This window comes from Modestobacter sp. VKM Ac-2979, assembly GCF_026967995.1.
Classification (GTDB): domain Bacteria; phylum Actinomycetota; class Actinomycetes; order Mycobacteriales; family Geodermatophilaceae; genus Modestobacter.
The window spans coordinates 552,537-564,810 of record NZ_JAPVBO010000003.1 but is presented as its reverse complement, the minus strand read 5'-3'; the positions used below and the strand labels follow the sequence as shown (position 1 = coordinate 564,810).

Here is a 12,274-nt window from a genome sequence, read left to right as displayed (position 1 = left end):
CGGGCGCGTCCGGTCCCGCGCCGTGCCCGGTGAGACCCGCAGCGGCCGCCCCGGAACAGGACCAAGGTCCCGGCGTCGGGGGGCCCGGGACACCGTCGTCCCGGGGCCGGTGACCTCACCATGGCGACCGGGTGTCCTGCGGGGACGCAGCCGGACGGTGGGGGCGCAGCGGAGGGAGGGTGCGTGGCGGCCGAGGAGTGGCGGTCCCTGGCCGACCCGGCCGACGCACGACGTCCCGACTGGCCCGTCGGTGCCGGTGCGCGGCGTCCCTCCGGTGCGGACCGGCAGGACCGGGTGCGCGTGCCCCGGACGGTGTGGTCGTGGTGCGCGGTGCTGGTGGCCTCGGTCGCGGTGCTGTGGCTGCTCACGGCGCTGCCGGACCGGTTCCCGGCCGTCCGGTCGTTCGACCGGGTGGTCCGCGACCTGTTGATCGCTGGCGGCGGCCGAGCGGGCCAGCCCTGGCAGTGGTTGGACCAGGTCGTCCTCGCCGCGGGGCCCCGGGTGATCTGGGTGCCCGCCGTCCTGGTGCTGGTGTGGGCCCAGCGGTGGCGGCACGTCCTCGTGTACCTCGGCACGATCAGCGTCGTCTCGGCGATAGCCGTCGTGGCGGGCCACGACACCCGCTGGGTGAGAGCGGTGCGTGCCGGCCTCACCGGCTCAATGCAGGACCTGGTGCTGCCGGCCTGGCCGCTACTGGTGCTGGCTGCCGTCTCCGTCGGCACGGTCGCCGCCCTGGCGCCGCCCGGCCGGGTCCGGCGCTGGGCGTGGGCCGGGGCCGCCGGACTGGTCGTGCTGCTGGCGGTCGGCCGGGTGGCGCTGGGGCTGGACACCGCGACCGCCGCGGTCCTCAGCACCGTGGTGGGCGGAAGCGCAGCCGGGCTCGCCTTCCGGGTGCTGGCGCCCGAGCACGCCTTCCCGGTCACCTACCGGCGGCAGGTGAAGGCACACCTCACGCTGGACGCCGCCCGCACCGGCCGGGTGCTCAGCGCGGTCCGCGACCAGCTGGGTCTCGCCGTCGACGAGCTGACCCCCTACCGGCTGGACGGGTCGGCCGGCTCCACCCCGTGCCGCCTGCGGCTGGTGCACGGGCCGCCGCGGTACCTGTTCGGCAAGCTCTACTCGACCACCCACCTGCGTTCGGACCGCTGGTACAAGTTCGCCCGGGTGCTGCTCTACGGCCGGCTGGAGGACGAGGCGCCGTTCACCTCGGTGCGGCGGCTGGTCGAGCACGAGGACTACATGGGTCGCTTGCTCCGGGACGGCGGGGTGCAGGTGCCCGAGCCGGTCGGCGTCGTCGAGGTGCTGCCGGGGCAGGAGTACCTGCTGGTCACCGAGCTCGTCCCGGACGCCGTCGAGGTCCTGGAGTCTGGGGTCCCGGACGCGGTCGTGGACGACGCGCTGCGCCAGGTGCGGCGGATGTGGGCGGTCGGCGCGGCACACCGGGACGTCAAGCCCTCCAACGTGCTCGTGCAGGGCACCCGGGTCGTGCTGGTCGACGTCTCCTTCGGGGAGCTGCGGCCCTCCCGCTGGCGGCAGTCGGTCGACCTCGCCAACATGCTGCTGACGCTCGGGCTGGTCGCCGGGCCACGTCGCGTCCTGGACCGGGCGGCTGCCCTGTTCTCACCCGACGAGCTGGCCGAGGCGTTCGCGGTGACCGGGTCGGTGACCGTGCCGCGCCAGCTGCAGCGCCTGATCCGGGAGAGCGGCCGGGACCTGGTCGCCGACTACCGGCGGCTGCTGCCGGAGCGGCCGCGGATCAGCGTGCAGCGGTGGAGCGTGAGCCGCGTGTTACTGGCCCTGGCGACCGTGGGTGGGCTGGTGGTGCTGACGGCGCTCATCGGGACCAACCTGCGGGCCGGTGGCCTGCTGTGAGCCGGCTCATCCGGGCCGGAGGTCCCTGACCCAGGTGCCGCACGGCACCGGTCCGGGGAGCGCCCCGCAGCCACGGTGGGGGAGAGGCGCCACGCACTGGAGGAGGACGCCATGGAGGAACAGTCGCCGTTGCCACCCGCTGAGGCCTGGCGCGCGGTCGCCCGCTGCGTGCTGCGTTCCGGGGTCCTGCTGGCCCAGCGCCGGCTCCGGTTGCCCCGCCGGCACGTGGGTCTCCGCCTGCGGTTCGCCGACGGCACGACCGGCACCGTCTACCGGGAGACCCGCATCGACCGGCTCGCCCCGGTCGACCCGTGCCTGCTGGTCGTGGAGTTCCGGCTGCGCGGCGTCCACGGGCCGCGGGCGCACGCCCTCTTCCGCGCCGAGAGCCTGCTGAACACCCCGTTGTTCGCCGGGTTCCCCGGCCTGGTGTCCAAGCTCTGGGTCGCCGCCGACGAGCACGACGTCTACCGGGGCGTGTACGAGTGGGACGGGCACGACCGGGCCGAGGCCTACGCCCGCGCGCTGTGGCGGGTGCTGGCGCTGGTGAGCGTGCCGGGCTCGATCCACCACCGCGTCGTCCCGGGGCTGCGCCGGGCCCAGGTGCTGGCCGATCCCGCGGTGCTGGCGGCCGGTGCCCCGGGCGGCACGGCGGACTGGTGGCGACTGGTCGACGCGGGATGAGCACGCCGCTGGACGTGCTGGTCGTCGGCGCCGGGCCGACCGGCCTGGCCCTCGGGCTGCAGGCTGCCGCCCACGGCGCCCGGGTGCGGGTGGTGGACGCCCGGACCACGGCGAGCCGGCCGTCCCGGGCGCTGATCGTCCACGCCCGCACGCTGGAGGTGCTCCGGCCGCTGGGGGTGGTCGCCGACCTGCTCGCCGGGGCCGACACCGGCCCGGCGGCGGAGCTGCACCTGGGCCGGTCGACGGTGCCGGTCCGGCTGGGGGACCTCGCCGTCCCGGACACCGCGTTCCCGCACCTGACCTTCCTGCGCCAGCAGCACCTGGAGCGGGTGCTGACCGCGGCGCTGACCGACTGCGGTGTCCGGGTGGAGTGGGCGACGCTGCTCATGGCCCCTGAGGAGGGACCTGAGGGCGTCGCCGCGGTGCTGAGCCGAGACGGCGGGACCGAGGTCGTGCACTGCGCCGCCCTCGCCGGGTGCGACGGGGTCGACAGCACGGTGCGGTCGAGCGCCGGCATCGGCTGGCCCGGTGCCCGCTCCCGCCCCGAGGTCGTGCTGGCGGACGTGGACCTGGCGGGGGACCTCGCGGCGGGCACCGCGCACGTCGCTGCCGGCCGGGGTGGCCTGCTGATCGCGTTCGCGCTGGGGGAGGGGGCACCGTGGCGACTGGTCGCCACCCGGACGGCGCCGGACCGGCTCCGGCCGGGGGCCAGCGGACCGTCAGTGCCCGCCGGCGAGCTGCAGGAGCTGCTCGACGCCGCCGGCCTGCCGGCCCGGGTCACCGACGTGGCCTGGTCCAGCCGCATCGCCCTGCAGCACCGGCTCGCCACGGCGTACCGCGTCGGCCGGCTGTTCCTCGCTGGTGACGCCGCGCATGCCTGGTCACCAGCCGGTGGGCAGGGGATGAACACCGGCATCCAGGACGCCACCGCGTTGGGCTGGCGGCTCGCGACGGCGGCTGCGAGCAGCGCCCCAGAGGACCTGCTGGACTCCTACGAGGCCGAACGCCGTCCGGTCGCCGCTGCGATGCTGGCGCTCACCCGGCTGCTCTTCTGGGGCGAGTCGGCGACCGACCCGGTGGCCGCGACCCTGCGCGGGCACCTGGCGCCGCTGGCCGCGCCGCTGGTGCCCTGGGTGCTCTCCCGGCGCCGGCTCGTGGCGCGGGGCTTCCGGGTGCTGGCCCAGCTGGACACCGGCTACCGCGGTGGACCGCTGGGCCGGACGGGGAGTATCCCGCGGCGCGGCCGGCTGCGTCCGGGAGACCGGGTGCCCGATGCGTCGGTGAGCTGCCAGGGGCGGGACCTGCGCCTGCACGAGCTGATCGCCAGGCCCGGGGTGCACGTGCTCCTCGACCGCGATGCCCCCGACCTCGACCCGTCGGTGGCCGGTCCACTGGTGCATGTGCACCGGCTGGCCAGCAGTCCCGGCCGAGGGGTCGTCGCCGTCCGCCCCGACGGCCACGCGGGCTTCATCAGCGGCGCCGTCGACCCCGAGTTGTGCTGGTGGCTGAGTTCGGTCGGCGCATCCGGTGCCTGACAACCGGCCGCGCACACCTGCGGGGCTGGGCCACCGGATCCGGCTGCTCGCCTCGCTCACCCTGCTGGGGGTCGCCGGCGGCCTGGATCGGTGGCAGTCCTTTCGCAATGCTGACCGCGGGACCCCCTCGGACGGGGCGGATGAGCCACCGGCGGTGCGAGCGGTCAGCCATGTGCGACGTGCCGGCGAGCCGTGGACCGCACCGGCCCGCGCGCGATGACGAGGCCGACCAGCGCGGCGAGCAGGTGCAGGGCGTTGTCCGCTCGGTCGAGCGCGAGGAGGTCCCAGGACTCGCCGACCGCGAAGAGCCCGTAGACGAACGCAGTGCCGTAGCCGATCGCCAGCGTCCAGCCGTAGCAGCGGGCACCGTAGAGGGTGCTGGACAACGCCAACCCGAGGACGCCGATCGCCAGATTAGCCAGGTCGAGCAACGGGTTGCCAGTGAGGCCTCTGACCGTCGTCCCTGACATGCCCGGTACCTCGTCGAAGGCGTTGACGACCAAGCCGGCGGCCCCGGTGAGAGCCAGGACCACTCCCACTACGAGAGCGGTCACCTGGAGCCAGCCCATCGTGCTGCCGTCACGCGGTTCCTCACGAGTGGTCATCATGTCGTCCTCCGCGACGTAGGGGTGTGGACGACCTCACCGTCGGGTGCCGCCCCCGTTGCAGAGGCCGAGGTCCCCGACCACAGAGACCTTGGGCGCGCTGGGAGCCGGACTGCCCGTCCGCGGCCCGGGGGAGCGACGGGCGGCCTCCCGGCCGACAGCGGGCCCACGACCAGCAGCTCGGGCACTCCGGCCTCGTGCACACCCGACTTCCGGCCCGGGTGGGCGGCCCGCGCCGCACCTAGCGTCAGCGGCGGACGACGACCAGGACGAGCCGACCTCGGAGGGCACCGTGACGCAGGTGGGACAGGCGCAGCTGGCGCAGGGGCGGAGCAACCGGATCGGCTACGTCATCGCCGTGCTGGTCAACGCGGTGGGGTTGGTCGTGCTGCACCTCTGGCCGGGCTGGCAGGAGTTCACCTTCCTCACTGGCGACACCCGGTCGGTGCTCGGCATCGTGGACGCAGCGCTCATCGTGGGCATCGTGGTGAACGTCGTCCTGCTGCTCCGCAGTCCGGCCTGGCCGACGGCGGCGGGGTCGCTGGTGACCACCCTGGTCAGCCTGGCGGCAATGGTGCGGATCTGGCAGGTCTTCCCCTTCGACGTTTCGGACACCGGGGAGACGGTGCTGCGGGTGCTGCTCGTGGTGGGCCTCGTCGGGGCCTGCCTCGGCGTCCTCGCGCTGGTGGTCTCCCTGCTGCGGATGCGGCAGCTCTCCGGGCTCTGACCGGGCTGCTCAGCCGGTCAACAGCCCGACGACCAGCTGGACGGTGATCCCGCCGGCGACCAGGAAGACCAGCCCGGCGAACCAGCGGCGGAGCCGCGCGGTGTCCAGCCGGCTGCCGAGCCGGGCGGTCAGCAGTGCGGCGGCGACGGCCACTGCGGTGAAGGTGAGGGTGACCGGCAGGTCGAGGCCGACCTCGCCGGCGTGGGCGGCGAAACCCGCAGCGGAGTTGACCGCCACGATCAGCAGCGACGTACCGATGGCCGTGGTCATCGGGAGCCCCAGGGCGACCACGAGCACCGGGATGACCAGGAAGCCGCCGCCCACCCCGAGCAGGCCGGTGAGGAAGCCGACGGCCAGGCCCCCGGCCAGCGTCCGGGGCAGGCACCGCCGCCAGTTCACCGTGCCGCCGACGGTGGAGCAGGCCGCCCCGGTGTCCGGCCGGTCCTGCAGCATGCGCACGCCGGCGGCCGCCATCAGTGCCGCGAACAGGGCCAGGACGACGTCGTCGGGGAGCAGCCGGTTCACCGCCGCCCCGGCGAAGGCGGTCGCCGCTCCCGCTGCACCGAACAGGGCCCCGATCCGCCAGGCGATCTGCCCGGCCCGCAGCCGGGGTGCCAGGGCCACCAGCGCGGTCACGCCCACGACCAGCAGAGAGGTGGCCACCGCCTGCTGCAGCGGTTGCCCGACGGCGTAGACGAGGCCGGGGACGGCCAGCACCGAGCCGCCACCGCCGAGCAGACCGATGAGGGCCCCGATGACCAGGCCCAGGCCGATGGCCGCGATCATCGGTCCGCCGGCCGACAGGTCACCGGCGGCCGAGGATCCGGCTGAGCCGTCCGGCGGGCCGTTCGGGCCGTGGGTGCCCCTGGCACCGCTGGGCCGATGGCACGCCGGCCATGACCAGGTCGACGTGCTGGCCGCAGCCGGCCCAGGTGGTCTTGCCACAGGTGCTGCACGTGGTCGCTCGACACATGGAGTCCTCCTCCGTCGGGGTGTGGGTGGTCGGGCCGGCTGCCACCGGGAGGCAGGGGGTCCTCACCGGTGGCAGCCGGGCTCAGGCCGAGACCGGCTCGGCGTGCAGGCCGACGGCGGCCGCCCCGGTCTCGGGGTCGGCGTAGCCGCCGTCGACCAGCACCGGGCGGCGACCCGCGCGGGCCAGCAGGGAGGCGGCGATGGACGCCCGGTAGCCGGACCCGCAGTAGACCCACACCTCGCCGTCCGGCACCTCGGCGAGCCGGCTCCGCAGCTCGTGGACCGGCACGTGCAGCGAGCCGCGCACCCCGCCGCGCGCCCGCTCGTCGTCTCGGCGTGCGTCCAGCACGGTGACCGGTCCGGCGGCCACGGCCGCGGCCAGTCCCGGGAAGTCACTGACCGGGTAGGACTCGAGCGCACCTCCTGCGGACAGCTCCTCCGGGGTGCCGGTGGCGGCGCCGGCGAGGCGGTCGATGCCGATCCGCACCAGTTCCCGGCGGGCTTCCGTGATCTGCTCGACCGACTCGCCGAGCAGGGTCAGCGGTGCCCCCCAGTCGTAGAGCCAGCCGAGGTACGTGAGGAAGTTGGTGGACAGCTCGAAGGACAACGCACCGGGCAGGTGACCGGCCGCGAACGCCGTGCGGTTCCGCAGGTCGATCACCCACTCCCCGGCAGCGAGCCGCCGGGCCAGCTCGGCCGGCTCGACGGCGCGAGGTGCGGAGAGGTCCACCGGCGCGGGGCCCGCGGCGTTCGTCGGTCCCATGTGCGCGTAGTAGGCCGGGTACGCGCCGAGGCCGGCGATGAGCTCGTCGACGAAGGTCTGCTCGTCCTGGGTCAGCGCGGGGTTCACCCGGGCCTGCTCGCCGATGGTGGAGGAGGTCCCGCTGGTCGGGGTGGCGGAGCAGAAGCTGCCGAAGCCGTGGGTCGGGAACACCGGGGTGCCGGCCGGGAGCTCGGCGGCCAGCCGGCGGACCGAGTGGTACTGGGCGTGGGTCAGCGCATCAGTGTGTGCGTCCCCGAGCAGGTCGGTGCGGCCGGTCGCACCGTAGAGCAGCGAGCCGCCGGTGAAAACCGCCTGGACGGCCCCTCCAGCGTCGGTCAGCACGTAGCTCACGTGGTGGTGGGTGTGGCCCGGGGTGTGCAGGACCCGCAGGCGGAGGGGCCCGGCGGTCAGCACGTCGCCGTCGGCAGCCGGGACCCGCTCGTAGGAGACGGTGTCCCCGGCCGGGACGACGTATCCCGCGCCCGTGCTGCGTGCCAGCTCCAGGCCCCCGGTGACGTAGTCGTTGTGCAGGTGGGTCTCCAGCACCAGGGCGATCTGTGCACCCCGGTCGGCGGCGAGTCGTTCGACCCGGTCGATGTCGCGCTGCGGGTCGATGACCACCGCGGTGCCACCAGCGGTGACCAGGTAGCTGCGGTCACCGAGGCTCGAGGTCTCGATCACGTCGATCTGCACTGTGGTCCTCCTACGGTACGGGGTAGGGGTATTGATGGGTCAGCGACGGTGGCTCTGGGGTTGGCCGACGTCAGGCCAGTGACAGGAAGAGGCGCTCGAGCTCGCGGAGGTCGAGCTCGCGCCTCTCTCCGTCCTCGGTCGTGGAGCAGTGCCGCATCCCGGTGGAGACGACGGCGAACCCGGCCTTGTTCAAGGCCTTCGACGCCGCGGCCAGCTGGGTGACCACCGCCGAGCAGTCCCGCCCGTCCTCGATCATCCGGACGATGCCGCCGATCTGCCCCTCGATGCGCCGCAAGCGCTTGACCACGTCCGTGAGCTCGCCCTGGGGGATGTCCACGAGTCGATGGTAGATACCCCGGGGGGTATGCGCAACACGATTCCGCGGGACGTCCGACCCTGGTTGCGCCGGCAGGCCGCTGGGAGCTTGAGGCACGTGAAGGTGGTGCGGTCGACGAGCGGGGGCGTGATCGCCACCTCGGAGCGCAGCGGGCCGAACGAGCCGGCTGGACGACCGCTGACGCCGCGGACCGGCCTCTGCGCCGCGGACGTCGTAGCTCGGGTGGCGGCCGGGCAGACGAACGCCACGACCGTGCGGACGAGCCGCACGATCGGCGAGATCGTCCGGGCGAACGTGTTCACGTTCTTCAACGGTCTGCTCGTCGCGTTGTTCGTGCTCGTCGCCCTGACCGGGCGCTGGCAGAACGCGCTGTTCGGCGGGGTCGTGATCGCCAACTCGGCGATCGGCATCGTCCAGGAGCTGCGGGCGAAGCGGACGCTGGACCGGCTGGCCGTGCTCAACGCCCCGCGGGCGCGGGTGGTGCGCGAGTCCACCGAGCGCGACCTCGCGGTGGCCGAGGTGGTGCTCGACGACCTGCTCTGCCTGGTCGCCGGTGACCAGGTGCCGGCCGACGGCGTCGTGCGCGACTGCACGGGGCTGACCGTCGACGAGTCGCTGCTCACCGGAGAGTCCGAGCCGGTGGTCAAGGGGACCGGTGACCCGGTGTTGTCCGGGTCGATCGTCGTCGCCGGACGCGGACTCGTGCAGACCACAGCGGTGGGGGACGACTCCTACGCCGCTCGGCTCGCGACCGAGGCGCGCCGCTTCACCACCACGCACTCGGAGCTCATCTCCGCGACCAACCGGCTGCTTCGCTGGATCTCGCTCATGCTGCTCGTGATCGGGCCGGCCGTGCTGTGGAGTCAGTTCCGCACGCCGGACAACGAGAGCTGGCAGGACGCCGTCACCGGCACGGTCGCCGCGCTGGTCGGGATGATCCCCGAGGGCCTGGTGCTGCTCACCACGCTGGCCTTCATGGTCGCCACCGTGTCCCTGGCCCGCCGCTCGACCCTGGTGCAGGAGCTGCCCGCCGTCGAGGGGCTGGCCCGCGTGGACGTCGTCTGCCTGGACAAGACCGGCACGCTCACCCACGGCGACGTGCGTTTCGACGAGCTGGTCCTGCTGACCCCGGCTGCCGATGCGGCACCTGCGGCGGTGGCGATGCTGGCCGCCGCGGACCCGGCCAACGCGACTGCCGCTGCACTCGCGGCCGCCTTTCCGTCGTCGGGGCCCGGACCGCTGGACGTCGTGCCGTTCTCCTCGGCGCGGAAGTGGTCCGCCGTGCGAACCGAGGACGCGGTGACATGGGCGCTGGGGGCGCCGGAGATGGTGCTGCCCACCCCGGCCTCGGTCGCCCAGTCAGTGGCGAGGACCCGGGCCGACGACCTGGCGGCCCTGGGGCGCCGGGTGCTGCTGCTCGCCCGGTCGACCGCGCCCTGGACGGGAGGAGCCGATGACGTCCGGCTGCCGGCGGACCTGGTGCCGGTTGCGCTGGTGGTGCTGGCCGAGCACCTGCGGGAGGACGCCGCCGAGGTCCTCAGGTACTTCACCGACCAGGGCGTGGCGCTCAAGGTCATCTCCGGGGACAACCCACGGACCGTGGGGGCCGTGGCGGCCGCGGTCGGTGTCCCCGGTGTGACCGGCGCGACCGATGCCGTCGACGCCCGCACCCTCCCCGAGGACGCCGACGCGCTGGCCCAGGTGGTGGAGGACTGCAGCGTCTTCGGTCGGGTGACCCCGCACCAGAAGCGGGCGATGGTGGCGGCTCTGCAGCGGCGCGGGCACGTCGTCGCGATGACCGGGGACGGCGTCAACGACGCGCTGGCCCTCAAGGACGCCGACATCGGCGTGGCGATGGGCAACGGATCGCCGGCCACCCGGGCCGTGGCGCAGTTGGTGCTCCTGGACGGCCGGTTCGCGCACCTGCCGGAGGCGGTGGCCGAGGGACGGCGGGTGATCGCCAACATCGAGCGGGCCGCGAACCTGTTCCTGGTCAAGAACGTGTACTCGCTGGTGCTGGCGCTGATCACCGTCGTGACCCTGGGCGCCTACCCGCTCGCCCCGATCCAGCTGACCCTGATCTCGACCCTCACCATCGGGGTACCCGGCTTCTTCCTGGCGCTGGCCCCGAACCGGCGGCGCTACCTGCCCGGGTTCCTTCGCCGGGTGCTGACCTTCTCCCTGCCCACCGGTGCCCTCATCGGGTGTGCTGCCTACGCGGGCCACGCGGTCACCCGCTGGCTGCAGCCTGACGCCGACACGGCCGCCGCACGGACGACGGCGACGATCGTGGTCCTGCTGATGGCGCTGTGGACGCTGGGCATCCTGGCGCGCCCACTCACCACCGTGAAGGCCGGCCTGCTCCTCACGATGACCGGCCTCGCGTTCCTGTGCATCGCCGTCCCGGTGATCGCGCAGTCGATCGTCCTGCTGGAGGTGACGGTGCCGTCGGTGGGCGTCGGCCTGGGGATCGGGGCGAGTGGTGCGCTGCTGGTCGAGGTCGTCCACCGCCTCCTGCCTGCGTCCACCGTGACCTGGCGGTCGGGACCCGCACCTCGCCACACCGCATCCGAGAGAGGACCGCACTGATGAGCAGCTCCGAGAACCACCAGGTGGCCACGGCCGACGGCCGGGTGCTCGAGGTCCTGACCGCCGGGCCGGACGACGGGTTCCCCCTGGTGTTCCACCACGGGACGCCGCAGGCGGCCGTCCCGTACGGGATCCTGGAGCGACCGGCAGCCGCACGCGGGCTCCGGACCATCGCCTGTTCCCGTCCGGGCTACGGACGCTCGACACCTCGGGGCGACGCGGGGACCACCGCGACCGTCGCCGACGACGCCCTGGACACAGCAGCGGTCCTGGACCACTTCGGCTACGACGAGTTCGTCACGCTGGGCTGGTCCGGCGGGGGACCGCGGGCACTGGCGTGCGCAGCGGTGCTCCCCGACCGGTGTCGAGCGGCGACCTGCGGGGTGGGCATCGCACCTCCGGACGCCGCGGGGCTCGACCTGCTCGCGGGGATGGCCCCGGAGAACGTCGCCGAGTACACCGCCGTCCGTCAGGGCAGTGCGGCCCTCACGGCCTTCCTGGAGGAGCACGGCACACCGGTGTTCTCGGTGACCGCCGACCTGATCGTCCTGGGCCTTGGCGACCTGCTGCCGGAGGTGGACAAGGCGGCGCTGACCGGAGAGCTCGCCGAGTACCTCGCCGCCTCGGCGCGGCGCGCCGGGCTCCAGGGCATCGTCGGCTGGCGCGACGACGACCTCACCCACAGCCGGCCGTGGGGCTTCGACCTCGGCCGGATCACCGTGCCGGTGTCCGTCTGGCAGGGCACGGAGGACCGCATGGTGCCCTTCGCGCACGCCGTCTGGCTCGCCGAGCACGTGGCCGGGGCCCGTGCTCACCTGCTGGAGGGCGAAGGTCACGTGTCCTTGGTCGTGCAGATGGACCGGGTCATCGACGACCTCCTCGACCTCGCGGGCCGGTAGGCCGGTCGACGGGTGAGCCGACGGCGGGGTGGGCCTGTCGCGGCAGGAACGGCAGCACGTCGAGCAGAGGAGTACGCACCATGTGGGTCAGGAACCATCTGGCGAACCCGGTCGTCCGGGCGCTGGGACACAGCCGTGCGCACCAGCTCCTCGGCCGGCACCTGGTCCTCCTGTCCTACTGCGGGCGCCGCACCGGGCGCCGGCACGAGATCCCGGTCATGACGGCGGCCGCGGGGGAGGACCTGGTCGTGGTGGCCGCCGACCCCGAGGCAAAGACGTGGTGGCGCAACTTCGGGGTGGAGCCGACAGACGTGCTGATCTGCGTCAACGGTCGGGACGAGCCGCGGACCGCCCGCCGGTTCGCGCCGGGAGAGCCCGGGTACAGCGAGGCGCTCACGGCCTACCGACGAACCTTCCCGCGGGTCCCGGCAACGAGCGGGGAGCCGGTCGTCGTCCTGGCTCCGCGCGCCCACTGAGCGGCGTGCCGGGCTGGGTGGCTACTCGCCGGCGAGGACGAAGTAGCTCTCCTCCTCCTGCAGGTAGTGGAGCTGCAGCAGGGCGTGCAGGCCGTACAGGCAGGCGAGTAGGTCCTCCCGACGTT

At 74.1% G+C, this 12,274-nt stretch carries 11 protein-coding genes; 7 read left to right on the top strand and 4 right to left on the bottom strand.

The genetic code is table 11. The features are described from left to right. Positions 1–183: 183 nt before the first annotated feature. From O2W15_RS11445 to O2W15_RS11435, 3 genes are all read left to right on the top strand, one after another. Complete coding sequence (locus O2W15_RS11445) at positions 184–1,872, top strand: hypothetical protein (protein WP_269179517.1); 1,689 nt, start codon at positions 184–186, stop codon at positions 1,870–1,872. 111 nt (positions 1,873–1,983) lie between these two features. Further along, the gene (locus tag O2W15_RS11440; RefSeq protein ID WP_269179516.1) at positions 1,984–2,553 is read left to right on the top strand and encodes a hypothetical protein; all 570 of its coding nucleotides are present in this window, start codon (positions 1,984–1,986) and stop codon (positions 2,551–2,553) included. Then, the gene (locus tag O2W15_RS11435; RefSeq protein WP_269179515.1) at positions 2,550–4,088 is read left to right on the top strand and encodes an FAD-dependent monooxygenase; all 1,539 of its coding nucleotides are present in this window, start codon (positions 2,550–2,552) and stop codon (positions 4,086–4,088) included. Before O2W15_RS11440 ends, O2W15_RS11435 begins: the two co-directional genes overlap by 4 nt. A gap of 164 nt (positions 4,089–4,252) precedes the next feature. Here the strand turns inward: O2W15_RS11435 and O2W15_RS11430 are convergent, their stop codons facing one another. Continuing rightward, positions 4,253–4,693, bottom strand: a complete 441-nt coding sequence (locus O2W15_RS11430) for a DUF4383 domain-containing protein (RefSeq protein ID WP_269179514.1) — start codon at positions 4,691–4,693, stop codon at positions 4,253–4,255. 292 nt (positions 4,694–4,985) lie between these two features. Between O2W15_RS11430 and O2W15_RS11425 the strand changes: the two genes are divergently transcribed. Further along, positions 4,986–5,420 (top strand): hypothetical protein, encoded by a 435-nt coding sequence (locus O2W15_RS11425; RefSeq protein WP_269179513.1) that lies wholly within the window; start codon positions 4,986–4,988, stop codon positions 5,418–5,420. A gap of 9 nt (positions 5,421–5,429) precedes the next feature. Here O2W15_RS11425 and O2W15_RS11420 read toward each other — a convergent pair whose 3' ends face one another. The 3 genes from O2W15_RS11420 to O2W15_RS11410 form a co-directional block, all read right to left on the bottom strand. Further along, positions 5,430–6,206, bottom strand: coding sequence for a sulfite exporter TauE/SafE family protein (locus O2W15_RS11420; RefSeq protein WP_269164340.1), 777 nt, complete (start codon positions 6,204–6,206; stop codon positions 5,430–5,432). 268 nt (positions 6,207–6,474) lie between these two features. After that, positions 6,475–7,848, bottom strand: a complete 1,374-nt coding sequence (locus O2W15_RS11415) for an MBL fold metallo-hydrolase (RefSeq protein ID WP_269164341.1) — start codon at positions 7,846–7,848, stop codon at positions 6,475–6,477. Positions 7,849–7,918: 70 nt separating this feature from the next. Then, on the bottom strand, positions 7,919–8,185 hold the full coding sequence (locus tag O2W15_RS11410; protein ID WP_269164342.1) for a metal-sensitive transcriptional regulator: 267 nt from the start codon (positions 8,183–8,185) through the stop codon (positions 7,919–7,921). A 126-nt stretch (positions 8,186–8,311) separates the two neighbouring features. On the opposite strand from O2W15_RS11410, the gene O2W15_RS11405 reads away from it, so the two are divergent. The 3 genes from O2W15_RS11405 (at position 8,312) to O2W15_RS11395 (ending at position 12,149) form a co-directional block, all read left to right on the top strand. After that, positions 8,312–10,774 (top strand): HAD-IC family P-type ATPase, encoded by a 2,463-nt coding sequence (locus O2W15_RS11405; protein ID WP_269179512.1) that lies wholly within the window; start codon positions 8,312–8,314, stop codon positions 10,772–10,774. Beyond that, positions 10,774–11,673: an alpha/beta fold hydrolase gene (locus tag O2W15_RS11400; RefSeq protein WP_269179511.1), complete on the top strand. Its 900-nt coding sequence runs from the start codon at positions 10,774–10,776 to the stop codon at positions 11,671–11,673. Before O2W15_RS11405 ends, O2W15_RS11400 begins: the two co-directional genes overlap by 1 nt. 80 nt (positions 11,674–11,753) lie before the next feature. Continuing rightward, a complete protein-coding gene (locus O2W15_RS11395) occupies positions 11,754–12,149 on the top strand; it encodes a nitroreductase/quinone reductase family protein (protein ID WP_269179510.1) in 396 nt (131 codons plus the stop codon). Positions 12,150–12,274: the final 125 nt, after the last annotated feature.